Raw genomic sequence first — 23,831 nt, forward strand, 5'->3', positions numbered from 1 at the left:
GCGCTTATAAATACTTGCCAGCCGCGCTCGCCGCCGTCCGGCCGCTCTCCAAGGCGCCCTGAATCGACGACCACTCCGTGTAGTCGCCGGCGAGGACGACCGGGCCCTCCGGGTCGTCGGGATCGGGGAGGTCGGCGTGGACCCCCGGTGGCTGCGCGAACTGCGCGAACCGGACCCGGTGGGTGTCGACGGTCTCCAGCCCGTCGAAGTCGCGGCCGGGGAACCACGCCTCCAGGGCGTCGCGGACGTCGTCGCGGAGGCCGGCGGCGGGCCGATCAAGTGGCGCCTCGCCGAGGAAGGTCGCGGCGAGCAGCGCGCGGTCGTCGGGGGCGTACTCGGGCGCCACCTCGGACATCGGGACCACGGCGTTGGGCGAGCCGTCCGCGGCGTTGAGCAGGATCCGCTTACCCGTCTCGAACGACTCGCCGGCGGGGAGCGCGTACCACCCCGTCACGTTCGGCACGCCCTCTGTGGGGATCGACTCGACGCCCGTGAGCCGCCGGGCTTCGGGCGGCGCGGTCGCGACGACGACCGCGTCCGTCTCGCGGGTCGAGCCGTCCGCGAGCTCGACGGTGGCGCCCTCGGCGTCGCCGCGGCCGGTCCGGAACGGGATCCGGCCCTGCCCCGCAGTCCGGACCGACGCCACGTCCTCGCCCGTCTCGATCGCCACGCCGGCCTCGCGGGCGCGGGCCGCGAGCGCCTCGGGGACCGCGGCCATCCCCTCCGCGGGAACGCCGATCGCGCCGCGGCTCATCGCGCGGAACGTGTACTCGAAGACGTGCTTCGAGGTCGAGAGGCTCCGGTCGAGGGTGATTCCGCCGTAAAAGGGCTCGACGAAGTTCTCGACGTAGTCGTCGGCGAACCCCCAATCGGAGAGGTACTCGCGGATCGAGGCGTCGGGGCCCGCGAAGAAGTCGGACTCGTCGCGCTCCGCGAGGTCGTGTCGGAGCGCGAGCGTCCGGAGCTTGTCCGAGAACGAGACCTCGTCGTTCAAAAGGGAGGCGAGTGCGGCCCGCGGGTCGCGCAGGGGGTCCGAGAGGACCGAGCGCGATCCCGGTCGGCAGATCGTCGCGCCCGGTGCGAAGGTGCGGAGGTTCAGGGCGTCGGCGGCGTCGGGGCCGAGCTCGCGTTCGACCGCCGGGTAGCTCGAGAAGAGAACCTGGAAGCCGCGGTCGAGCGTGAACCCGTCGACGGTCTCGGTCCGCACGCGCCCGCCGACCGCGGGCCGTCGCTCGTACAGCGTCACGTCCGCTCCCGCCTCGGCGAGTCTGGCCGCCGCGACGAGCCCCGCGAGCCCGCCGCCGACGACGGTGGCGTCTCCGTTCATACGTGGGAATTTGGGGTGCGTGCTTATAAGCGGCGGCGGGTCGGAACGATCTGTTTCGGTGAGAACACCTTTGTTCGGACCTACCGCATGTCACTGTGTGGATCGAGTCGCTCTCGGCCAGTGGCTGTCTCTCGCTCTCGTCCCGCTCGGCGTCGGGCTGTTCGTCGGCGATTCGGGCGTGGGAACCGCCCTCGGCGTGTCGGTCGCGCTGCTCGGACTGGCGGGGTTTCGGCTGTCGGAGCGATTGTTCGCCGCCGGTCCCGACGCGTCCGGGAGTGTCGTGGACACGCGGACCGCCGACCTCGGTCAACTCGGCGCAGCACTTCTCCTGTTCGCGCTCCTCACCGCTGTTCTCGGTCGGTTCGAAGCAGTCTCGGAGATCGGCATTCTCCTTCGGTCTCCAGGAGCGAGACCCCTCGCGGTCGTCGCCGTCGCGGTCGGGGCGTCCCTCGGCGGCGGGATGGCGGTTCTCACGTTCCGGAGGGACCGGCTTCGGGACGTGAGTCGGACGATCTGGTTCCGAGCGATCGGCGGGTCAGTCACCTTCGGGACGTACCTCGCGCTTCTCGTCGCTCGGCCGCCGGCAGCCCTCCTGTACGGCGTGGCATACGGCGTGAGTCGGCTGGTCGCGCTCGTCCTGTTGCCCGCCTCCTCGCGGTGGTGAGGGTTCGTCGCTACCGGTTACTCAGTCGCGACTGTGGGTCCGCATCGATCGCAAAGCCGATCGATGTTGAAAACGCGGTCGAAGCCCTATCCGCCCGGTAGCATGGCGTTGCTGTCGTTTATAAGTGGAAATCGGACAGAGACACCGCAAAAGACTCGGCCGCTTGAGAGGATGCGATCAACAATCTCGCGGTGAAGGCCTCCAAAGCCCCAGCCGCGACGACTCGCGCACCTCGTTGCGCGCTTCAGTCGCTCGCTTCGCTCGCTCCTTCCAGTGCTTACGTCGGTGTGCTTCGTCCTCGCAGCTGCCCCTTTGAGTCCTACCCGACCGCAACCGCCCCGCACCTCACACCTCCCCAGCCTCGTCAGTCGCCTCCGCTTCGCTCCGGCGACTGACTCCCTCGCGCGGCGCTGTTCGCGCCTTAAAAAGGCGCTCACAGGCGCGCGCCACCGCACCACCTCCATCACTAGGTCATCGTGAGCCCTGAGAGGGAAGCGATTAGTCGCCGCCGCCGAAACGTCGGGTATGGAGTCGACGGAGACGACGACGGCGTTCCGCGGGCTGGAGAGTCGCGCGTCCGGTCGCGTCCACGAGACGGCCGACCCGACGACGGTGTCGGCCGACGAGCAGGCGCGGGGGCTCGACCCCGCCTACGACTACGGCGCGGTCGACCCCGAGACGCTGCTCGGGTCGCCGCGGGACGGACCGGCGGGGACGGGCCGCGGGCACTGGCGCTTCGACGCCCTGCTCCCGTTCCCGGCCGACGCCGCGATCTCGGCGGGCGAGGGCGCCACGCCGCTCGTCCCGACCGAACGGCTCGCGGAGGAGCTCGACGTCGACGCAGTGTACGTCAAAGACGAGGGGCGCAACCCCACTGGCACCGTCCTCGACCGCGGGCTCTCGGTCGCGCTCACCGCGGTCGCAGCGCGGGCGGAGGCGGGCGAGGACGTGGAGCCGCTCGCGTGCGCGAGCCCCGGCAACGCCGGGCAGTCGATGGCGGCGTACGCGGGTCGGGCCGACCTGCGCTCGTACGCGTTCGTCCCCTCTCGGTGCGCGTTCTCGAACAAGGCGATGACCAACGTCCACGGCGGCGACATGCGCGTGGTCGGTGGGCGGTTCCCGGATGCGGCCGACGCGGTCGACGAGCAGCTGGAGACGGAGTACACCGACCTCGGCGAGTTCGCGACGCCGTACCGCCACGACGGCGTGAAGACGCTCGCGTTCGAGCTGGTCGCGGACCTCGGCGACGCGCCCGACGTGGTCGTCGTCCCGACCGGGTCCGGCGAGGTCGTCGCCGGGGTGTACAAGGGGTTCGCGGAGCTGGAGCGGGTCGGCGCGATCGACGCGGTTCCGAAGGTCGTCGCGGCGCAGGCCGCGGGCTGCGCGCCGATCGCGGCCGCGGTCGAGCGCGGCCTCGACGAGCCGGAGCCGTGGGAGACGCCGGACACGATCTGCGGCGAGCTGGAGATCGCCGACCCCGCGGGCGGCGCGGCCGCGGTCGAGGCGGTGCGGGAGAGCGGCGGGACCGCGGTGGGCGTCGAGGACGAGGACATCCTCGCGAGCGCGGTCGCGGTCGCCCAGAACGAGGTGATGGAGATGGGCGCCACCGGGGGTGCCGCCCCCGCCGGCGCCTGGGCGCTCAAGGAGGACGGCTTCTTCGACGGCGACGAGACGGTGGTCCTGATCAACAGCGACGCCGGGCTCAAGACGCCGGACGTGCTGCGCAGCCACCTGATGGGACAGGGTATTTGAATAGCGCGTGACGCCCCCGCGGTGACCTCGACGCCGCGCGGGGAACCGTTTTTACGTCGCCCCGCGTACGTGCATCCATGTACGTCCGCGACGCCAAGAACCGTGACGAGGCGTGGTTACTGGACGCGATCGAGCAGCTCGGGCTCGACGACGTCGCCTTCCGGTCACGGGACTACGTGATCGCGGTCGACGAGGAGTCGGGCGACCGGGCCGGGTTCGGCCGGCTCCGCCTGCATCGGGGCGACGACGAGGACACCGAAAACCGGATCGAGCTCACCGGGATCGGCGTCCTCCCGGAGTGGCGGGGACGCGGCGTCGGGGCGCACGTGGTCGAGCGCCTCGTCGACACCGCGGCCGCGGACCGGTTCGAGACGGTGTACGTGCTCACCGATCAGCCCGAGTACCTGACCCAGTTCGGCTTCGAGGAGGTCGACACCGACGACCTCCCGGACGCGCTCTCGGACCGGCTCGTGGAGAAGCGCGAGTTCCTCGGCGGGGGCGTGGTCGGCCTGCAGCTGGCCACCGACGACTTCGAGATGCCCGACCGGTTCCGCGAGGCGTTCAAGGCCGCCGAGCCGGCGGACGCGGCGGACGATACGACCGAGTCGCCCGAGGACTTCGGGATCGACCCCGAGTCGGCGACGTACAAGTACGACACGGGGCGCTGAGAGGGGCTCGCGAGGGACTGACGGGCGGCGGCCGTCCCCGAGACTGACCGCGATCCGACCGCTTATCGGCCCGCCGGTCGACGCCCCCGTATGGACCTGATCGAGGTCGCGCGCGACGCGCTCGACGACGCGCACGTCCCGTACTCCGAGTACCGCGTCGGCGCCGCGCTCCGGACCGCCGACGGCACCGTCTACACCGGCTGTAACATCGAGAACGCCAACTACTCCAACAGCCTCCACGCCGAGGAGGTCGCGCTCGCGGAGGCGGTGAAGAACGGCCACCGCGAGTTCGACCGGATCGCCGTCACGTCGGGCGTCCGCGACGGCGTCACTCCCTGCGGGATGTGCCGGCAGTCGCTCGCGGAGTTCGCGGCCGACGACCTCGTCGTCGTCTGCGACGAGGGCGACGGCGAGACCAGCGAGTACACGCTCGGCGAACTGCTCCCGAACACGATCTCGGAGGGGACCCTCGACGACGCGAGAGCGACGGGCGACGCGCGGGACGCCGGCGGGGACTGAACCGCTGAGCCGGTCGGCGCCCGGTGCTCCGTCCCCGCTCACTCGGCCGGGGAGGCGGTCGCGTCGGGGGCGTCGGAGCCGGGGTCCTCGCCGTCGGCGCCTGGCTCCTCGCCGTCGGCGCCGGTCCGATCCTCGTCGGAGCCGGCGGCCGACTCCGGCTCGTCGCCGTCCGTCCAGTCTCCGACGCGCTCGGCGACCCGGCGGCGGTTCACCTCGCCGACGCGGTCCGCCACGTCGTCCACCATCTCGAAGAGGTCCTCACGGACCGGGCTCTCCGGGTCCCGTACCGACGGCCCGTCGGAGCCCTCGGAGTCGAAGTCGGGGTGAACGGGGAGCCGCGAGAGGACCGGCACGCCGTAGTCGTCGCGGATCTCGTCGCCGCCCCCCTCGCCGAAGACGGCGTGGGTGTCGCCGCACTCGGGGCACCGGAACGCGCTCATGTTCTCGACGACGCCGAGGACGGGCGCGTCGTGCTCGTCGAACAGCCGGAGCCCCTTGCGCGCGTCGGCGACGGCCATCTCCTGCGGCGTCGTGACGATGACGACGCCCGCGACGGGCAGCGACTGGAGTAGGTTCAGCGACGCGTCGCCGGTACCCGGCGGGAGGTCGACGACGAGGTAGTCGAGCCGGCCCCACTCGACCTCGTTGACGAACTTCATCATCACGTTGTTCACCATCGGCCCGCGCATCACCGCCGGTTGGTCGCCGTCGGGCATCAGGTGGTCGGTGCTCATCACGCGCACGCCGTCGGAGGCCGGCGGGACGATCTCCTCGTTCGGCGTGACGCCCGGCTCGTTCTCCGTCGGGAGCAGCCGCGGGACGTTCGGGCCGTGCACGTCGGCGTCGAGGATGCCGACGCGCGCGCCGCGGTCCTTCAGCCCCGCGGCGAGGTTCGCGGCGACGGTCGTCTTCCCGACGCCGCCCTTGCCGGAGGCGACGGCGATCACGTTGCGGACGCCGGGGAGTGCGTCCGTCTCGAAGCCGTGTTCCTTCCGGAACTCGGCGCGCAGCTCCGGCTCGAGCCCCGCGTCTTCGACGGCCTCGCGGACCGCGTCGCCGATCTCCATCTCGGCGGGCGCGTGCGGGGCGTTGAACGCGAGCGTCACCTCGGCGGTGCCGTCGTCGATCGTCACGTCGTCGACGAGCCCCATCGAGACGATGTCGTCGTCGTTGAGCGGGTCTTCGACTGCGGCAAGTCGATCGGTCAGTTCGGTTTCGCTGAGGGTCATGGTGAGAGCGGTCAGGTGGCGTCCGGCGGTCGATTCGGGCGCTCGGCGTCAGATTCGAGCGGGAAAAGGTTAGTTCGAACGCGGATTCTCAGCCCGTGCCACTGCGGGGAGCGGGGATCGCGTCAGAAGAACACGACCCCGATGATGATCGTCGCCACGAACAGGCTCCCCCACAGCACGGTGGTGAGGCCGGCGAGGTAGCCGAGTCCGAGCAGGTTCGCGAACCGGTCGCTCGGGTCCCCGATGAACCACGCCGCGACCATCGCGTACACCGGCAGGAGGACGATCCCGAAGATGAGGTACGTCCCCGGCCCGACGAACGGGAGCGTGTACTCGGGCGACGAGGCGAGCGGCACCGCGGCGGGCCCCGACGCGAGCGCGGCGACGGCGGACGCGGCGAGCGGCGTCATGCGTCCACCTCCTCGTGGTCTTCGATCGCGTGCAGTTCAACGACCGGGATCACCTTCGAGACGACGAGGAAGAACAGCACGACGATACCCACCGTCCCGAGCACGGCCGAGATCTCGACGGGCGAGGGGATGTACGCGCCGGGCACCCCGGCGTACAGGTCGAAGTGGGCGTGCTGGAGCCCCTCGACGACGAACAGCACCTTCTCGGCGAGCGTGCCGAACAGGACGGCCACGGACATGCCGACGAGGACGCGAATGTCGTACAGCTCGGGCCGCAGCGAGGTCGCGAACGCGTACAGCATCGCGAGCGCGACGAGGCCGATCGCGACCCAGTACAGCGGGGTCGCGATCTTCACCTCGGTCGCGTGCTGGAGCGTCGTCGGCGCGGCGAAGATCCCCGTGATCACCTGCTGGAGCTGGAGCCACAGGAAGATCAGGCTGAAGAAGCCGAGCCACTTCGCGAGCCCCTGGAAGACGGTGTCCGGAATGAGCTCGTCCCAGCCGTACGCGTACCGGAACGCCGCCGAGATGATGATGATCCCGCTGACCGCGGAGGTCAGGGCGATCGAGAGGAACGACGGCCCCTGGACGCCGCCGTGCCAGCCGGCCATCGACGGCAGCAGCGAGAACAGCCACGGGATCACCCCGCCGTGGAGCAACAGCGGCGCCATGATGATGATCGCGAAGGCGATCCACCAGACCATCCGCTCGACGACCTGGTCTTCCTTCTCGGTGTAGCCGACCGTGATGACGCGGTACACCGGTTCGAGGACGTTCGGAAGGCGGTCGCGGAGCCGGTGAACGTCGTACCGGATCGTGAGCGCGAGGTACGTCGCGGTCAACACGAAGTAGGCGGTGATGACGGTCACGTCCCACATCAGCGGCGACCACTGGACCCGCGTCGGCCACGCGGGGAGGACGCTCGTCACCAGTCGGTCGGGCCGGCCGACGTGGATGAGGATGAAGACGCCGGCGCAGGTCAGCGCCGCGATCGTCAGCAGCTCCGCGAGGCGCGCGACGGGCTGGTAGGTGTCCATCCCGAGCAGCCGCACCGCGGCCGAGAGGATGATCCCGCCGTGCGCGATCCCGACCCACCAGATGAACGCGCCGATGTACAGCCCCCACGGAACGCCGCCGCCGGAGCCCCAGTCGGCGAGGTTCGTGACGATCAGGCCGTGCTGGAGCTGCTGGACGTAGAAGAACAGCCAGACGCCGATCAGGCCGAAGGCGACCGCCAACGCGGCCAGGTAGCGCTTCGTGAACGTCTGGATCGGCCGGACGAGCGTCTCCCGGTCGACCCCCGTCACGTCGACGCTCACGCCTCTTCACCCCCGTCGGCGCCTCGATCGAGGACCTCCTTGCGGTTGTCGGTGATCCCCATGTCCTCGTAGGCGACGGGACCCTCAACCTGCTCGGCGTGCGGCGAGGGCTCGTTGCCGATGAACTGGACGTTCGGCTCGGTGCCGCGTTCCTCCATCAGCTTGAACGTGGACACGGTGTGTTCCTTCCGGTTCGGGAACTCCTCGAGGTCGTTCTCCTGTCCGGAGCGGTACTCTTCGAGGTGCTGGTTCGGCGGGCTCTCCGGGTCGTTGAGGTCGCCGAAGTGGATGGCGTCCATGGTGCACGCCTCCTCGCAGGCGGTGGTGCCGACCTTCTCTTCGCCCATCTGGCCGTCCTGCCGGTCGACGCAGAACGTGCACTTGCCCATCACGCCCTCCGGCGGCCGAGAGCCGACCCAGCGCCCGCGGTCGTCGATCTGGTGGTCGTCGTCGATCTCGGACTCGGGCACGTCCGGCTCGCCCCACTGGAAGTAGTTGACGCCGTACGGACAGGACACCTCGCAGTACCGGCAGCCGATACAGATGTCGTAGTCCGTCAGGACGAGCCCGTCCTCCTCGCGGGTGTGGCGGGCCCCGACCGGACACACCTTCGTGCACGGCGAGTCCGTGCAGTGCTGGCAGGTCCGCGGCAGGAAGTTCTCCTGCTCGCCCTGCCCTTCGTCTTCGAACGCGAAGACGTACATCCAGTTGGCGCCCTCGGAGAGGTTGTGCTCCTGGTCGCACGCGACCATGCAGGCGAGACACCCGTCGCAGTTGTTGAGGTTGATCGTCATCCCCCAACGAGTGCCCTCGCCGTCGTCGCCGCCGCCGGCGCCCGCGGCGCCGTCGTCGCCGCCGGTGGTCGCGCCGGCGCTCCCGAGCCCGCCGAGCCCGAGCGCGGCGGCCGCGGCGCCCTTCTTCATCACCGATCGCCGCGACTCGCTCTCGTCGCCGTCAACGCCCCGCAGGGTCTCCCCGATGCCCTCGAACGCCCCTTCGATGCGGTCGATGGCGTTCACGTCTCCCGAGTCGACCTCGTCGGGATCTGGCAAGTCGACCTCGCGGTCGTCGACGTCGAACTCCTCGAGGATCCGGTCGTGATAGCGACGGTAGAACTCGACCTCCGAGAGATCGCCCGCGGACACCTTCTGGGCGTCCCGAGCCATCTCCATGCCGAGATCCGCGTCGTACCCGGTCTCCTCGAGGAGCCGCCTGTGCTCCTCGTCCGGTGTCGCGTACATCGATTCGTCGTCGGTGCTCATGGTCGGAATGGAGTGTTCTCCCGCCCCGTGCGGACGGGTCACGGGAGCGTCGCCGGGTCCGGGGGCACCGCCGACGCCGGCGGCGGTCGCGGGCCCCGGACTGACGTTCCCGGTTCCGACGTACGGGATTCGGCGGGTCAATCGTTGGTCGGATTCTTAGCCGATAGAAACGACCGCGAATATGTTCGAGCGGATCAAGATAAAGCGCCGCTCGCGATCACCGGAGGGACCGACTCACTCCGCGAGGCCGCTCTCGGAGAGGACCCGCTCCGCGGACGCCTCGAACGCGTCGCGCTCCTCTGCGAGTGCGTCGTTCGTGAGCGCGCCGTCGCGTTTCGCGACCTCGCCGTCGACGATCACCGTGTCGACGTTTCCGACGCCCGCCTGGAACGCCACCGTCTCGACCGGGTTGTTCACCGGCAGCGTGTTGACGTCGCCGCCGTCGATCACGACGAGGTCGGCGCGCTTCCCCGGCGTGATCGAGCCGACGCGGTCCTCGAGACCGAGCGCCCGGGCGCCCTCGATGGTCGCGATCTCCAGCGCCCGGTGGGGGTCGATGGAGACCTCGGTCGTCTGCTCGCCGCGGTCGACGACCGGCTGATTGTCGATCCCGCGCTGGACGCCGACGGCCATGCGGGTCTGCGTGAACATGTCGCCGCTGACGTTCGACACGATGTCGACGCCGACGGAGGGGGTCGCGCCCGCCTCCATCGCCTTCCCGAGGACGGGCGTCCCCATTCCCATCTGCAGCTCGACCTCCGGCGTGGTCGAGATCGACCCGCCGGAGTCGCCGACGAGCGCGAACTCCTCGTCCTCGAAGCGGTTGGCGTGGACGTAGTTGAGGTCGTCGCCGAGCAGCCCCAGTTCCTCCAAGGCGTAGACGCCGCCCCCGCCGAGGGACCCGATGTGCATCGAGGCGGGGATGCCCATCTCGCGGGCGCGGGTGATGTCCTCCTCGACCACCTCGTCGGTGGCGTAGTCGGGACCGCGGATCCCCATCGCGAGCGTGATCCGGTCGTCGGCGACGGGGAACCGCTCCTCGTGGAGCCGCTCGATGTCGTCCGGGTGTGGCTCCGTGCTCGCCTCCCACCACTTCGCGCCGTCGTCGCCCGGCGGGCCGTGCGTGAACACCGCCCGGATCCCCGCGTCCTCCAGGCCGTCGATCGCGCGGTCGGAGTGGTCCGGGGAGTTGGCGATGTGGAACCAGTCGAGGACCGTCGTCGTCCCGGCGTTGAGCTGTTCGGCCGCCCCGAACAGGTTCCCGAGGTAGGCGTCCTCGGGCCGGTAGTGGCTACTCACCTCGCCGAGCATGATCTCGAGGTAGTCGGTGAAGGTCCAGTCGCCGGCGATCCCGCGCACGCCGGCCTGCCACGTGTGGAGGTGGGTGTTGACGAACCCGGGCGCGACGACCGCGCCGGACGCGTCGATGACCGCCGCGTCGTCGGGGTCGATCCCCTCGGCGACCTCGACGATCTCGCCGTTCTCCACGTAGACGTCCGCGCGCTCCAAGACGCCGATATCGGGATCGACCGAGACCACGGTCCCGTTCCGGACGACCAGCCGGTCGGGGGCGTCACCAGTAGACCCGTCGTCGGCGCCGCTCCCGCCGATCGACCCCAGACAGCCCGAGAGCGGAAGCGAGACCGCGGCCGCGCTGCCGGCCAGATAGCTCCGTCGCGATACGCCGCCGTCGTCGTCGGTTCGTCGTCGCATTGTCGGCACCCGTGCTCGGGGCCGCCGAACCGTGGGAGTTCGTTCGGTATGTTCCAACCGGGGCCGCGGCGCGACGGGCGACCCCGTCAGGGGGCGCTCTCCTCGACCTCGACGGGGTCGGACGCGAGCGCCTCGCGGCCGGAGAGGTAGTTCTTCGCGAGCCAGGCCTCGGCGCGCGAGACGCGGTACTGGAGCGTGGAGACGGGGATCCGCTCCGCCTCCGCGACCTCTTGGAGGGACATCCGGCGCGGGGTGTCGTAGTACCCCCGCTCGATCGCGGCTCGGAGCGCCTCGCGCTGTTCCGGCGGGAGGTCGTCCGCGTCCGGCCGCTCGGCCCCCCAGTCGGGGGAGCCGTCCACCCGTCCGAAGGTCAGTTCGAGCCCCGGGCGGAGGTTCGCTTCGAGCTCCTCGTACACCGTGCTCAGGGCGCTGTCGTCGTCGGCGAGCACGTTCCACTCGTAGGTGTTCCCGTACTGCTGTGCCCGGCAGAGCGCCCCGTCTCCCAGCCGCTGGGTCACGAGGTACGGCACCGATCGGCACCCCTCGCCCTCCGACTGTCTCGAGTAGATGAGCCGGCTCGTCGGCCGCTCGGCGAGCACCTCGTGTTCCCAGTCGAGCTCGCAGCCGCCCATGCCTCGGAGGTTCGAACAGCGGGGAAGCCCGTCGAGCCGGCGGTCGTACGCCTCCAGCGCCTCCGGCGGTCCCGTGACCTCGTCGACGCGCCACATCGTCTCGGCGGTCGCGTGACAGGAGACCGTCCGGGAGTAGAGCCCCGGGTTCTCGATGAACACGTCCATCAGGTCGTCCGCGCCCTCCTCGTAGGTGACCGTGAAATCGAACTCCTGCATGCCGATCGGTACGCCGGATCCGTACAAGAACGCACGGTTGGCATATGCCGACTCGGCCGCCGGCGATGGCGGGCGGACCCCGGGCCGAACCGGCGTCGCGTCGGCTCGTTTCCGCGGTGCCATCTCGTCGGACGGTCCGTGAAGTATTTTAAAAGGAGACCGTCTACGGGGGACATGACCGGAGACAGCGAGGACCCCAACGACGAGGCCGGCTACCACGTCGAGGTCGCGCCCGACGACGTCGCGGACGCGGTGTTGCTCCCCGGCAACCCCGAGCGCGTGGACAAGATCACGGCGCTGTGGGACGACCACGAGGAGGTCGCGCGCCACCGGGAGTACCGCACCGCGACCGGCAGCTACGAGGGCGCGCCGATCTCGGTGACCTCCACCGGGATCGGGTCGCCGTCGGCCGCCATCGCGGTCGAGGAGCTCGCCAGGGTGGGCGTCGACACGTACATCCGGGTCGGCTCCTGCGGCGCGATCCAGCCGGAGATGGACGTGGGCGACCTGGTCATCACGACCGGCGCGGTCCGGCAGGAGGGGACGAGCGACGAGTACGTCCGCGAGGACTACCCCGCGAGCGCCGACGGCGAGGTCGTCTCGGCGCTCGTCGCCGCCGCCGAGCGGCTGGGCCACGACTACCACACCGGCGTCACGATGAGCGCGGACTCCTTCTATGCCGGGCAGGGCCGCCCCGGCTTCGAGGGGTTCGAGGCGGCCGGTTCCGACGAGCTGGTCGCGGAGCTTCAGGACGCGAACGTGAAGAACATCGAGATGGAGGCGTCGGCGATCCTCACGATCGCGAACGTGTACGGGCTCCGCGCCGGCGCGGTCTGCTCCGTCTACGCGAACCGCGTCACCGGCGAGTTCCGGACCGAGGGCGAGTCGCAGGCGGCGGAGACCGCGAGCCTCGCCGTGAAGCTCCTCGCGCGGATGGACGAGGTCAAGGCGGAGGCGGGCGCCGACCGCTGGCACGCCGGCCTCTCGCTGTAGGGTCGAGACGGCCCGACGGCGGCTCCGCGATCGCTGCGCGTCCGTCGGCGTGCGCTGGTTGCCGCGCGTCGGTCGCCGCCCGTCCGCGGCGTGCGCTGGTCGCCGCGTGTCGATCTGCCGATGACCCCGTCAGCGACGTTCCAAAGCGACTTTACCCGCGGACCGCGGAGCGACACGCATGGCTACACAGGTCGTCGTCGTCGGTTCCGGGTATGCCGGCGCAGGGGCGGTGAAGGCGTTCGAAGACGAGGTCGGCGATGGCGAGGCCGAGCTCACGTGGATCTCAGAGCACGACTACCACCTCGTCCTCCACGAGGTCCACCGCGCGATCCGCAATCCCGCGGTCGCCGAGAAGATCACCATTCCCGTCGACGAGATCAAATCGCCCGAGTCCGACTTCGTGCAGGGTCGCGTCGTCGACGTCGACACTGACGAGCGGGTCGTCGAGACGGACGACGGGACGACCGTCGACTACGACTACCTCCTGCTCGGCGTCGGCTCCACGACCGCCTTCTTCGGTATCGAGGGGCTCAAGGAGAACGCCCACCAGCTCAAGAGCCTCGACGACGCCAAGGCGATCCACGAGGACGTGCGGTCGGCCGCCGCCGAGGCGACGCGGTCCGACCCCGTCGAGGTCATCGTCGGCGGCGCCGGCCTCTCCGGGATCCAGACCGCGGGCGAGATCGCGGAGTACCGCGACAAGCACCGCGCCCCGATCAACATCAAGCTCGTCGAGGGCCTCGACGAGGTCTTCCCCGGGAACGACCCGCAGGTCCAGGGCGCGCTCCGCCAGCGGCTCGAGGACGCCGACATCGAGATCCTCACCGGCGACTTCATCTCGAAGGCCGACGAGGACGCGGTGTACCTCGGCGGCGGCGAGGACGAGGAGCCCGAGGAGCTCGGGTACGACGTGCTGATCTGGACCGGCGGCATCACGGGCCAGCCGGAGTTAGAGAACGTCGAGGTCGAGAAGGACGAGCGCTCGAACCGCGTCCACGCCGCCTCCGACTTCACCACCAGCGACGACCGCGTGTTCGCCATCGGCGACACCGCCCTCGTCGAGCAGGGCGACGACGACGTGGCGCCGCCGACCGCGCAGGCCGCCTGGCAGGCCGCGGAGGTCGCCGGCGAGAACCTCGCGCGCGCCGCCCGCGGCGCGCCCCTCCAGTCGTGGGAGCACACGGACAAGGGGACCGTCATCTCGGTCGGCGAGGACGCGGTCGCCCACGACGTGATGGGGATGCCGATCAAGACGTTCGGCGGGACCCCCGCGAAGCTGCTCAAGAAGTCCATCGCGGTGCGGTGGATCGCGAAGGTCTCCTCGACCGGGCGCGGCGTGAGCGCGTTCGGCGACATGTAGGGTCGGCGAGCGCGCGGCTCGACCACCGGTCTCGGTTCGGAAACGCTCGGAACTTCTCAGCGCAGAACGCTGCAGCTTCAGCGGCGCGGCGAACTCGGAATCCGACCGTGAGCGGCTGCGCTCGGATCGCTAAGGCTGCGCTCGGATCGCTGAGGCCCCGCTCGGACCGTTAACGCGGCCGCGGAGAGAGGGACGCAGAAGACGTCGTCGCTGGAGCGTTCAGTCTCGGGGATCCGGTTGCCGGAGCGTTCAGTGCTCGGCGGGCTCGTCCGGCGCGCGCATGTCGTCGATCCGGAGGATGAGGATGTTCGCGGTGTCGTCTTTCCCGTCGACGGTTCCGTCGATGACGAGCTTCGAGAGGGGCGTCGGGCCGACGGTGACGGAGTCGCCCTCGTGGAAGTTCCGGACGGAGCCCTGGACGTGGATCTCGGCGCGGCAGAGCTCGGGGTGGTGGACGCTGGAGAGGTCGATCCCGTCGACGTTGACGCCGGTGACCTCCTCGCCCTCGTGGTAGATCGGCACGTCCGCGGGCTCGTCCATCCGCTGGATGTCGAGCGCCTCGTACGCGTTCGAGGTGGGCTTGTACCCGCCCTTCGGCCCGGGTACCCCCTCGACCAGCTGGAGGGCCTTCAGGCTCTGCATCTGGTTCCGGATCGTCCCCGGGTTACGGTCGACTTCCTCTGCGATCGCTTCGCCTTTGACGGCGTCCTCCTGTTCCCCGTACAGGTTGATGAGGGCCGAGAGGATGCTTTTCTGGCTCGACGTGAGCTCGATCGATGACATGGTCGCGAATAGATGGCCACCCTGCTTAAATGCGATGGAAGCCCGTTATAAACGATCGTGCGGTTTTTCAGGATCCGCCGAGGCGACGGAGCCGAACGTACGCGATCGGACTAGAGAGCGCGACCACGACGCCGACCCCGATCAGCGCGAGGCCGAGGTCGCCGACGAAGAACGCGACTCCGGCGCCGACGAGCCCGATCACGGCGCCGGTGAACGCGACGGCGATCATGGCGCCGATCGGTTCGAGGTCGGCCGGCGTGAAGTCGCGGTCGGAGCCGCTCATACCCGACGTTGGAGCGCAGGCGTGAAAACCGTGTGCGATCGCGTCGCGGCCGCGGCGAGGACCCCCACCATTCAAGCGTCGCCGGAGCGCTTGCTCGGACATGACCACCGTCAAGATCATCGGCGCGCCGACCGACTACGGGGCGAACCGACGCGGCGTGGACATGGGACCGTCGGCGATCCGCTACGCGGGGCTGGCCGACCAGCTCGCGGGCGCGGGCGTCGAGACGGTCGACGCGGGGGACCTCGCGGTTCCCCGGGCGGAGGAGCGCGACCCGGACGCGGAGGCGCCGCGCGACGGGAAGGCGAAGTTCCTCCGCGAGACGGCCGACGTCTGCCGCCGGCTCGCGGACAAGGTCGGCGGGACGCTCGCGGAGGGTGACGTGCCGCTCGCGCTCGGCGGCGACCACTCGATCGCCATCGGCTCGCTCGTCGGGTCCGCGCGCGACGCGGAGATCGGCGCGGTGTGGTTCGACGCCCACGCCGACCTCAACACCCCCGCGACGACGCCCTCTGGGAACGTCCACGGGATGCCCCTCGCGGCCGCGCTCGGCCTCGGCGAGTTCGCCGGCTCGGACTGGGCGAACGCCCCCGGGCTCGACCCGGAAAACGTCGCGCTCGTCGGGCTGCGATCCGTCGACGACGCGGAGGTCGATGTGATCCGCGACCACGGGTTCGCCGCCTACACGATGTCCGACATCGACGAGCGCGGGATCACGGACGTGGCGGAGGAGGCGATGGCCGAGGCGGCGGCGGGCGTCGACGGCGTCCACGTCAGTCTCGACCTGGACTGGCTCGATCCCAAGGAGGCGCCCGGCGTCGGGACGCCGGTCAGGGGCGGCGCCACCTACCGGGAGGCCCACAGCGCGATGGAGGTCGTCGCCGAGAGCGACTCGGTCCGGTCGATGGAGCTCGTCGAGGTGAACCCGACCCTCGACCAGCACAACGAGACCGCGGAGCTCGCGACGGAGCTGGCCGCGAGCGCGTTCGGCAAACGGGTGCTCTGAACCCCGGCAGTGACTCAGGGACTCCGGTCCAGCTGATCGACGACCGTCTGGAGGTCCGCCTCGCGTTCGATCTCCCGTTTGATCTCCTCGCGGCGGCGGACCGCCGCGGAGTCGGCGTCGTACGCGCGCACGAACTCGGCGCGGGTGTGCTCGTCGAACGCGTGCCGGATCGCGAAGTAGCCGTCCGGAACGATCGTGCCGCACACCTTGCACTCGTGGCGCTGGTGGCCGTTCGTCTGATGGACGATGGCCGACTCCACGTCGTCGAAGGCGGCGTCGCAGCCGTCGATTCCGCACGTCCAACGGGGCATGTCATCCAGTCCCCGCCGCGGGGGATTAACGGTTTCCCCCGGCGACCGCCGCTCGGGTCCCGTCGTTCTCCCCCGATTTCCGTCGCAACCGCCTCCGGGTCCCCGCACCCGCGTGTAGGTGACGGTACCGGACCGTCTCGCCGTCGAACGATACGCCTTTGCTCGGCGACGAAGAACGCCCACCCGTGACTGGATCGAGAACGCGCGTCGACGCCCACGTGAAGGTGCTCGACGACGACGTCGTGGCCCTCGCGAAGGAACGGGGGATCGACGCGCTCGTGTACGCCCCGCACTTCACCCGCCTGCCGACGATCCGACAGCGCGCGGCCCGGTACTCCGACGACGACCTGACCGTGATCCCCGCGCGAGAGGTGTTCACGGGCGACTGGGGGAACCGGCGGCACATCCTCGTTCTCGGCCTGGACGAGCCGGTCCCCGACTACATCACGTTCGAGGCGGCGATGGCCGAGGCCGACCGGCAGGACGCGGCCGTGCTCGCGCCCCACCCGAGCTTCGCGACCATCTCGCTCACCCGGCCGGAGATCGACGCCCACGGCGCGCGGATCGACGCGATCGAGATCTACAACACGAAGCTCCTCCCCCACCAGAACGCCCGGACGCGGCGGATCGCCGAGGCCACCGACCAGCCGGGGTTCGGCTCGTCGTACGCCCACCTCCCCGGCACCGTCGGCGAGGCGTGGACGGAGTTCGACGGCGACCTCGACGGCGTCGACGAGGTCGTCGAGGCCTTCCGCGAGGCGCGGCCACGCACCGTGGTCCACCGCGGCGGCGCCGGCCACCAGCTCCGCGGGGTCGTGGAGTTCGCCCACCTCGCGTACGAGAACACGTGGGAGAAACTCGACCGGCAGTTCCTCTCGGGCGACGAGCCGACCCTCCCGAGCAACGTCGCCTACGAGGGGCGGTTCAACGACGTGAGCGTCTACTCCGGGACGCTCTCCGACTACCGGCCGAACTAGGTCCTCCGCAGGCGGTCGACTGGGTCTCCCCAGACGACGGCTCGGTCCCCCTCAGATCCCGAAGGCCGACCAGCCCCCTTCAGATTCCGATCCCGGCGGCCGCCTCCGAGGCGATCGCGGAGACGTCCAGGTCCAGGGTCACGACGTAGGTGTGGATCGCCCAGAAGACCGCGAGCTCCACCGCGGTGACGATCACGGTGACCAGGTCCGCGTACTTGCTGCTCGTCGTCACGCCGGTCGGCATCCCGTACTCGGTGTCCGACAGCGGGTGGAACAGCGCGATCCCGCGGCGGCTCCCGACCACGTCGAGAACGTAGTGAGTCAACACCCCGATCCAGACGTACTGGAGGTTCCCGAACACGATCGGGTACGCGAGGAAGATTCCGAGCACCGGGAGGCTGTGGAGCGTCTTCCGGTGGCGGCCGAAGGCGGTGTCGACGTCGGGGAACAGCGCTCCCAACACGATCGGGACGGTGATCTCGGCGACGGTCCGCGCGGTGGCCATGCCGAGGTTCGGCTCGATGACGAAGCCGAGCCCGAGCGCGAGCAGCAAGGCGTTGAGAACGTGACCCCGTTTGTTCATACCTCCGGGTGGCCGGGGGCGTAGGTGAAACCACCGGATCGGTGCGGTCGGAGACGGTTCTGCGGACCGCACGCGGACGGCCAGCCGAAAGAGACAGGGAACCCGACGCCGAGCCACCGATATGGAGTACGAGGAGCCGAAGTTCTTCCACGTGATGCAGTACGCGGTCGGGGCCGACGGCGACGTCATCGACATGGTGAGCGGCAACCCCGACTGGGAGCCGCCGACCGCGCTGCGGGAGGCGCTCCGCGACTACGCCGACCTCCCCCCGGACGACTTCCAGTACCCGCCGAGCGAGGGGTTACTGGAGCTCCGCGAGGCGATCGCCGAACGTCGGAACGTCGACCCCGACCGCGTCGTCGTCACGAACGGGACGGGCGAGGCGAACTACCTCGCGATGGCGCGCGCGTTCGAGCGCGGCGCGGGCGACGAGGCGCTCCTCACCGATCCCGTCTACCCGTACTACCCCGGCAAGACGGACCTGCTCGGCGGCGAGTCGACCCTCGTCCCGACCGAGCGCGACGGCGGCCTCGACGTTGACGCGTTCCGCGAGGCCGCGAGCGAGGACACCGCTCTCATCGTGCTGAACACGCCGAACAACCCGACGGGGGCAATATACGACCTCGACGCGATCCGCGAGATCGTCGCGATTGCCGAGGCGGTCGACGCCCTCGTGATGGTCGACGAGGTGTACGATCACTTCGATCTGACCGGCGGGTTCGAGTCTGCGCTGACGCTCGACTCGGACCGGGTGATCGTCACCAGCGGCTTCTCGAAGTCGATGGCGATCACCGGGTTCCGGGTCGGGTACGGCGTCTTCCCCGAGGGGCACGTCGGCGACGCCAAGACGCGGCACATGCTCGTGAACGTCGCCGGGGCGCGCCCCTCGCAGTACGCCGTCCACCACGCGCTCGCGGAGACGCCCCCCGACTACTACGCGGAGGCGCGCGATCTGCTCGCCCAGCGGGTCGACGCCTTCACCGACGCGCTCGACGCGGCGGGCGCGGAGTACACCCGTCCCGAGGGCGCGTTCTACGTGCTCGCGCGCTTCGACGGGTTCCCCGGCACGATGGCGAACGTCAAGCGTCTGATCGACGAGGCCGGCGTCGCCGGGATGCCGGGCGAGGCGTTCGGCACCGCCCGCGACGAGTGGATCCGGTTCGCCCTCGTGACGCCGCGGACCGTCGAGGCCGCGGAGCGCCTCGCCGACTACTTCGCGGACGGCGCCCCCGAGTCGCGATGAGCGATGACGACGGACGCGGCGGGGACGACATCCTCGACTACTTCAACCGGAGCCCGTACCGCGACTTACTCGACATCGAGGTGACCGAGGCCGCCGACGGGCGCGCCGCGGGTCGACTGCGATTTAGTGAAAAGCACTCCTCGAACCGCCGGCGGGCGATCGCGCAGGGCGGCGTCGCCTTCTCGTTGGCCGACAGCGTCGCCGGCGCGGCCGCGACCGCGCTGGTCGGGTTCCCGACGCCGACGATCGACTTCCGGATCGACTACCTCGCGCCCGCGACCGACGACCTCGTCGCGACCGCCGAGGTCGTCCGCGAGGGCGGCGAGACCGCCGTCGTCGACGTGGAAGTCGTTCAGCGGGCGGGCGACGACGCCGACGACCGGAACGTCGCCGTCGGCAGGGGCGTATACAAGACGAGCGACCTCCCGGACGACGCGCCGTGGGACCTCGATCAGGGGGACTGACGAACTGCGGTCGGCGCGCGCCTCCGAGTGGCCGACAGGCCACGAGGAGCGCGTGCGAGGGACGCGGCGACCGTAGGGAGCCGCGAGGCTGGGGAGGCGTGAGGCTGCGGTTGCGGTCCGGGCGGGACCCAAAGGGGCAGCCGCGAGGGCGAAGGCGGCCGCAGTAAGCACCGCAGCGAGTGAGCGAAGCGAACGAGCGAGGCGCGCAGCAAGGCCTCCGAGCCGTCGTGGCTGGGGCTTTGGAGATGTTCGTCCTCTATCCACCGAGCTTTATGTCCAAGAATCCGTTTAAACCGTCTTAAATAGCGTCTAGCCGAAGTTCTCGACCTTCGCGGCGTCGGCGTCGCCGCCGGCGGCCTCGACGGCCGCCTCCGCGTCCGCCACCAGATCGGCGAACCCGTACACGAAGACGGTCTCGCCCTCGGAGCCCGTCAGCGCCTCGGCGACCGCCCCGTCCAGCGCCTCGTCCGCGTCGAGGAGGTGGATAGCGGCTCCGCGCTCCTTTAGCCGATCGAGCCGGTCCGCGTGCGACACGTCGTCGTCGCGGTAGACGACCGCGGCCTCGGCGCCGTCGTCGAGCGCGCGCTCCGCGATGGCGACCGCCGGGCCGACGCCGGGGCCGCCCGCGATCACGACCGCGCGCGGCTCGCCGTCGTAGTGCTGGTCGCCGAACGGCCCGGAGAGGGTCATCTCCGTGCCCGCCTCGGCGTCGGCGAGGAACGCGGAGAACTCGCCGCCCTCCTCGGGGTCGATGCCGACCGTCACCTCGAACGTGTCGCCGACCGTCGGCGACGAGAGGGTGTAGAAGCGCGCGACCGACTCGCCGTCGATCTCGGTGCCGAGCTTCACGAACTGCCCGGGCTCGGCGGCGAACCCGTCGGGCGCCTCGAACCGGAGGGCGTACGTATCGCGGCCGACCGTCTCGACCGAACTGACCGTCGCTGTCGTGTCCATGGCACCGTTCCGACCGGGAGACACAAACGTGTTCCCGTCGGCGTCGGTGCTGCCCGTGTCGAAACCCTCGGGGCCGAGCGGACCGTCGGACCGAACGGCGCCGCGTTCCTCGCGTTCGGGCACGGACCGCCTCCGGGGCGTGGCCACCGGCGGTTCGACGACCGTCGAAACAACCAACGACGATGCGGGTCGATCGTGAGAGATCTGCAAAACGTTCGTCCACCATACGAGATATATAGAGATATACGACCGCTATTAATGACAATATTCGCGAAGAATATCACGTATGTTTAGAAATGGGTCGATAGCTCCTTCCAGAAGTCTTTTGATGAGTCCGGCGAAAGCCCCCTCATAGCATGGCTGCGGACTTCAACTGGGCCGTCGGCGGAGAGGCCGGCGACGGCATCGACTCGACCGGGAAGATCTTTGCGCAAGCGCTCTCTCGGGCGGGTCGACACGTGTTCACGTCGAAGGACTTCGCCTCGCGGATCCGAGGCGGCTACACCGCCTATAAGGTGCGAACCTCCGTCGACAAGGTACAGAGCGTCGTGGATCGGCTGGACGTGCTCATCGCGTTGACCCCCCGGACCATCGAGGAGAACCTCGAGGAGCTCCACGAGGGGTCGGTGATCATCTACGACGGCGAGCGGACCACGATGCAGGACGTGGAGATCCCCGACGAGATGATCGGGATCGACGTCCCGCTCAAGCGGCTCGCCGAGGAGGCCGGCGGGGCGATCATGCGGAACGTCGTCGCGCTGGGGGCGGCCTGCGAGGTCGCCGAGTTCCCCATCGAGAACCTCGACTCCGCGCTGGAGAAGCGCTTCTCGGACAAGGGCCAGAAGCTCGTCGACAACAACAAGGAGGCCGCCCGCGCGGGGCGGTCGTACGTCGCCGAGGAGTACGACCACGAGTTCGACTACGACTTGGAGACCACCGACGAGGACTACGTCCTCCTCAACGGCGACGAGGCCATCGGGATGGGCGCAATCGCGGCCGGCTGCCGCTTCTACGCCGGCTACCCGATCACGCCCGCGACCGACGTGATGACGTACCTCACCGGTCGGATCGAGCGCTACGGTGGCCACGTCGTGCAGGCGGAAGACGAGCTGTCCGCGATCAACATGGCGCTCGGCGCCGCCCGCGGGGGGGCGCGGTCGATGACCGCCACGTCCGGGCCCGGGATCGACCTGATGACCGAGACGTTCGGACTCATCGCGACCTCGGAGACCCCGCTGGTCATCTGTAACGTGATGCGCTCCGGTCCCTCGACCGGGATGCCGACGAAACAGGAGCAGGGCGACTTAAACCAGATGCTGTACGGCGGCCACGGCGAGGTCCCCCGGTTCGTGCTCGCGCCGACGACGATCGACGAGTGCTTCTGGAAGACGGTCGAGGCGTTCAACCTCGCCGAGAAGTACCAGCTCCCGGTCTACCTCACCGCCGACCTCTCGATGGCGGTCACCGAGCAGACGTTCTCGCCGGACACCTTCGACATGGACGAGGTGGAGGTCGACCGCGGAAACGTCGTCGACGAGGCGACGATCGACGACCACCTGAGCGAGTCGGGCGGCTTCCAGCCCCACGAGATCACCGACGACGGGATCTCGCCGCGGGCGTTCCCCGGCACCGCCGACGGCGCGCACATGTCCACGGGCCTCGAACACGACGAGCAGGGGCGCCGGACCGAGGACACGGAGATGCGCGTCGAGCAGGTCGACAAGCGCAACCGGAAGGTCGAGACGGCCCGCGAGCGCGAGGACTGGAGCCCGCGCGAGTTCGGCGACGAGGACGCCGACACGCTCGTCGTCACGTGGGGGTCGAACGAGGGCGCGCTCGCCGAGGCGGTCGAGTTCCTCGCGGACGACGGCCTCGACGTGCGGGTGCTCTCGGTCCCGTACATCTTCCCGCGGCCGGATCTGTCCGAAGACGTCGAGGCGGCGGACAACGTCATCGTCGTGGAGTGCAACGAGCAGGGGCAGTTCGCGGACCTGGTCGAACACGACGTGCTCGAACGGGTCGACCGGATTAACAAGTACAACGGCGTGCGGTTCAAGGCGGACGAACTCGCAGACGACATCAAGGCGACCCTCGCGGAGGGGGTGGAGGCGTAACCAATGAGCTCAGACATTCGATTCACCGACTTCAAGTCCGACAAGCAGCCGACGTGGTGCCCGGGATGCGGCGACTTCGGGACCATGAACGGGATGATGAAGGCCCTCGCGGAGACGGGCAACGACCCCGATAACACCTTCGTCGTCGCCGGCATCGGCTGTTCCGGGAAGATCGGCACGTACATGCACAGCTACGCGCTCCACGGCGTTCACGGGCGCGCGCTTCCGGTCGGGACCGGCGTCAAGATGGCCCGTCCCGACATCGAAGTGATGGTCGCCGGCGGCGACGGCGACGGTTACTCCATCGGCGCGGGCCACTTCGTCCACGCCGTCCGGCGGAACGTCGACATGACGTACGTCGTGATGGACAACCGCATCTACGGGCTGACGAAGGGGCAGGCCTCGCCGACCTCCCGCGAGGACTTCGAGACCTCGACGAGCCCCGAGGGCCCCAAACAGCCCCCGGTCAACCCGCACGCGCTGGCGCTCGCCTCGGGCGCGACCTTCATCGCGCAGTCGTTCTCCTCCGACGCGCTCCGCCATCAGGAGATCATCCAGAAGGCGGTCGAGCACGACGGGTTCGGCTTCGTGAACGTCTACTCGCCGTGCGTGACGTTCAACGACGTGGACACGTACGACTACTTCCGCGACTCGCTGGTCGACCTGAAGGAGACGGACCACGACCCCAGCGACAAGGCGGCCGCCAAAGACGTCATCTTCGACGACGAGACGGAACACCAGGGGATCATCTACCAAGACGAGGAGTCGGTGCCGTACCACGAGAAGCACGGCGTCGACGAGGACATGTCCGTCATCCCGGACGGCGCGCCCGAGGGCGCGACGGACCTCGTCCGCGAGTTCTACTGAGCCGTCGGCGGGCACGCGGACGATTCCGCTCCCGCGCTCCGACTGCGGCCGCTGCTCTCGACGGCCGGAAGCGCGATCGGCGGCGCAATTCCGTCCTCACCGAATCGCCAAAATCCGGCGGTCAAGCCGGCTCACAGCTGTTTGCGACCGGTTTCAGCAAACCTAATTACGTGGGTCCGTTT

General features: G+C 69.8%; 24 protein-coding genes. 12 read left to right on the forward strand and 12 right to left on the reverse strand.

Translation table 11 applies throughout. The features are described 5' to 3' along the window. Positions 1-4: 4 nt before the first annotated feature. The gene (locus tag JIN95_RS03070) at positions 5-1,327 is read right to left on the reverse strand and encodes an NAD(P)/FAD-dependent oxidoreductase (RefSeq protein WP_200530482.1); all 1,323 of its coding nucleotides are present in this window, start codon (positions 1,325-1,327) and stop codon (positions 5-7) included. A gap of 97 nt (positions 1,328-1,424) precedes the next feature. Between JIN95_RS03070 and JIN95_RS03075 the strand changes: the two genes are divergently transcribed. The 4 genes from JIN95_RS03075 (at position 1,425) to cdd (ending at position 4,930) form a co-directional block, all read left to right on the forward strand. Continuing rightward, positions 1,425-1,991 (forward strand): hypothetical protein, encoded by a 567-nt coding sequence (locus JIN95_RS03075; RefSeq protein ID WP_200530483.1) that lies wholly within the window; start codon positions 1,425-1,427, stop codon positions 1,989-1,991. Positions 1,992-2,516: 525 nt separating this feature from the next. Then, positions 2,517-3,743: a pyridoxal-phosphate dependent enzyme gene (locus JIN95_RS03080; RefSeq protein WP_200530484.1), complete on the forward strand. Its 1,227-nt coding sequence runs from the start codon at positions 2,517-2,519 to the stop codon at positions 3,741-3,743. 77 nt (positions 3,744-3,820) lie between these two features. Then, complete coding sequence (locus tag JIN95_RS03085; RefSeq protein WP_095636472.1) at positions 3,821-4,411, forward strand: GNAT family N-acetyltransferase; 591 nt, start codon at positions 3,821-3,823, stop codon at positions 4,409-4,411. A gap of 90 nt (positions 4,412-4,501) precedes the next feature. Then, positions 4,502-4,930 carry a cytidine deaminase gene (cdd, locus tag JIN95_RS03090; RefSeq protein WP_095636473.1) on the forward strand — a complete coding sequence of 143 codons (429 nt, stop codon included), beginning with the start codon at positions 4,502-4,504 and terminating at the stop codon, positions 4,928-4,930. A 38-nt stretch (positions 4,931-4,968) separates the two neighbouring features. Here cdd and JIN95_RS03095 read toward each other — a convergent pair whose 3' ends face one another. The 6 genes from JIN95_RS03095 to JIN95_RS03120 form a co-directional block, all read right to left on the reverse strand. Beyond that, positions 4,969-6,159: an Mrp/NBP35 family ATP-binding protein gene (locus tag JIN95_RS03095; protein WP_234699152.1), complete on the reverse strand. Its 1,191-nt coding sequence runs from the start codon at positions 6,157-6,159 to the stop codon at positions 4,969-4,971. 122 nt (positions 6,160-6,281) lie between these two features. Next, entirely contained in the window at positions 6,282-6,569 is a 288-nt protein-coding gene (locus tag JIN95_RS03100; protein ID WP_095636474.1) for a hypothetical protein, read from the reverse strand. Then, entirely contained in the window at positions 6,566-7,888 is a 1,323-nt protein-coding gene (gene nrfD, locus JIN95_RS03105) for an NrfD/PsrC family molybdoenzyme membrane anchor subunit (RefSeq protein ID WP_095636475.1), read from the reverse strand. Before nrfD ends, JIN95_RS03100 begins: the two co-directional genes overlap by 4 nt. After that, positions 7,885-9,150, reverse strand: a complete 1,266-nt coding sequence (locus JIN95_RS03110) for a 4Fe-4S ferredoxin N-terminal domain-containing protein (protein WP_144049531.1) — start codon at positions 9,148-9,150, stop codon at positions 7,885-7,887. The genes nrfD and JIN95_RS03110 overlap by 4 nt, the downstream gene beginning before the upstream one ends. A gap of 234 nt (positions 9,151-9,384) precedes the next feature. Then, positions 9,385-10,863 (reverse strand): amidohydrolase family protein, encoded by a 1,479-nt coding sequence (locus JIN95_RS03115; protein ID WP_200530485.1) that lies wholly within the window; start codon positions 10,861-10,863, stop codon positions 9,385-9,387. Positions 10,864-10,949: 86 nt separating this feature from the next. Next, positions 10,950-11,711, reverse strand: coding sequence for a helix-turn-helix domain-containing protein (locus tag JIN95_RS03120; protein ID WP_200530486.1), 762 nt, complete (start codon positions 11,709-11,711; stop codon positions 10,950-10,952). 174 nt (positions 11,712-11,885) lie between these two features. On the opposite strand from JIN95_RS03120, the gene JIN95_RS03125 reads away from it, so the two are divergent. Together JIN95_RS03125 and JIN95_RS03130 are read left to right on the forward strand one after the other, a co-directional pair. Beyond that, the gene (locus tag JIN95_RS03125) at positions 11,886-12,704 is read left to right on the forward strand and encodes a nucleoside phosphorylase (RefSeq protein ID WP_200530487.1); all 819 of its coding nucleotides are present in this window, start codon (positions 11,886-11,888) and stop codon (positions 12,702-12,704) included. 178 nt (positions 12,705-12,882) lie between these two features. Next, a complete protein-coding gene (locus tag JIN95_RS03130) occupies positions 12,883-14,064 on the forward strand; it encodes an NAD(P)/FAD-dependent oxidoreductase (RefSeq protein WP_095636480.1) in 1,182 nt (393 codons plus the stop codon). A gap of 249 nt (positions 14,065-14,313) precedes the next feature. Here the strand turns inward: JIN95_RS03130 and JIN95_RS03135 are convergent, their stop codons facing one another. Both JIN95_RS03135 and JIN95_RS03140 read right to left on the reverse strand, forming a co-directional pair. Next, positions 14,314-14,847: an Rrf2 family transcriptional regulator gene (locus JIN95_RS03135; RefSeq protein ID WP_095636481.1), complete on the reverse strand. Its 534-nt coding sequence runs from the start codon at positions 14,845-14,847 to the stop codon at positions 14,314-14,316. Positions 14,848-14,914: 67 nt separating this feature from the next. After that, positions 14,915-15,130, reverse strand: coding sequence for a hypothetical protein (locus tag JIN95_RS03140; protein WP_095636482.1), 216 nt, complete (start codon positions 15,128-15,130; stop codon positions 14,915-14,917). A 100-nt stretch (positions 15,131-15,230) separates the two neighbouring features. On the opposite strand from JIN95_RS03140, the gene rocF reads away from it, so the two are divergent. After that, entirely contained in the window at positions 15,231-16,136 is a 906-nt protein-coding gene (gene rocF, locus JIN95_RS03145) for an arginase (protein ID WP_200530488.1), read from the forward strand. A gap of 14 nt (positions 16,137-16,150) precedes the next feature. Here rocF and JIN95_RS03150 read toward each other — a convergent pair whose 3' ends face one another. Next, entirely contained in the window at positions 16,151-16,447 is a 297-nt protein-coding gene (locus tag JIN95_RS03150; RefSeq protein ID WP_095636484.1) for a hypothetical protein, read from the reverse strand. 158 nt (positions 16,448-16,605) lie between these two features. Here JIN95_RS03150 and JIN95_RS03155 point away from each other — a divergent pair, with 158 nt between their 5' ends. Further along, positions 16,606-17,424 carry a PHP domain-containing protein gene (locus tag JIN95_RS03155; protein WP_200530489.1) on the forward strand — a complete coding sequence of 273 codons (819 nt, stop codon included), beginning with the start codon at positions 16,606-16,608 and terminating at the stop codon, positions 17,422-17,424. Positions 17,425-17,503: 79 nt separating this feature from the next. Here the strand turns inward: JIN95_RS03155 and JIN95_RS03160 are convergent, their stop codons facing one another. Then, positions 17,504-18,007: a metal-dependent hydrolase gene (locus JIN95_RS03160; RefSeq protein ID WP_095636486.1), complete on the reverse strand. Its 504-nt coding sequence runs from the start codon at positions 18,005-18,007 to the stop codon at positions 17,504-17,506. A gap of 121 nt (positions 18,008-18,128) precedes the next feature. On the opposite strand from JIN95_RS03160, the gene JIN95_RS03165 reads away from it, so the two are divergent. Next, positions 18,129-19,250 carry a pyridoxal phosphate-dependent aminotransferase gene (locus JIN95_RS03165; RefSeq protein ID WP_200530490.1) on the forward strand — a complete coding sequence of 374 codons (1,122 nt, stop codon included), beginning with the start codon at positions 18,129-18,131 and terminating at the stop codon, positions 19,248-19,250. Beyond that, positions 19,247-19,714, forward strand: a complete 468-nt coding sequence (locus JIN95_RS03170; protein ID WP_200530491.1) for a PaaI family thioesterase — start codon at positions 19,247-19,249, stop codon at positions 19,712-19,714. The genes JIN95_RS03165 and JIN95_RS03170 overlap by 4 nt, the downstream gene beginning before the upstream one ends. A 309-nt stretch (positions 19,715-20,023) precedes the next feature. Here the strand turns inward: JIN95_RS03170 and JIN95_RS03175 are convergent, their stop codons facing one another. Then, a complete protein-coding gene (locus JIN95_RS03175) occupies positions 20,024-20,668 on the reverse strand; it encodes an FAD-dependent oxidoreductase (protein WP_200530492.1) in 645 nt (214 codons plus the stop codon). Between the two features lie 356 nt (positions 20,669-21,024). Here JIN95_RS03175 and JIN95_RS03180 point away from each other — a divergent pair, with 356 nt between their 5' ends. Next, on the forward strand, positions 21,025-22,782 hold the full coding sequence (locus JIN95_RS03180) for a 2-oxoacid:acceptor oxidoreductase subunit alpha (protein ID WP_200530493.1): 1,758 nt from the start codon (positions 21,025-21,027) through the stop codon (positions 22,780-22,782). Positions 22,783-22,785: 3 nt separating this feature from the next. Next, positions 22,786-23,649 carry a 2-oxoacid:ferredoxin oxidoreductase subunit beta gene (locus JIN95_RS03185; RefSeq protein ID WP_095636490.1) on the forward strand — a complete coding sequence of 288 codons (864 nt, stop codon included), beginning with the start codon at positions 22,786-22,788 and terminating at the stop codon, positions 23,647-23,649. The last annotated feature ends 182 nt before the right edge of the window (positions 23,650-23,831 follow it).

The sequence above is a fragment of the Halorubrum sp. LN27 genome (genome assembly GCF_016635065.1).
Taxonomy (GTDB): Archaea; Halobacteriota; Halobacteria; order Halobacteriales; family Haloferacaceae; genus Halorubrum; species Halorubrum salipaludis.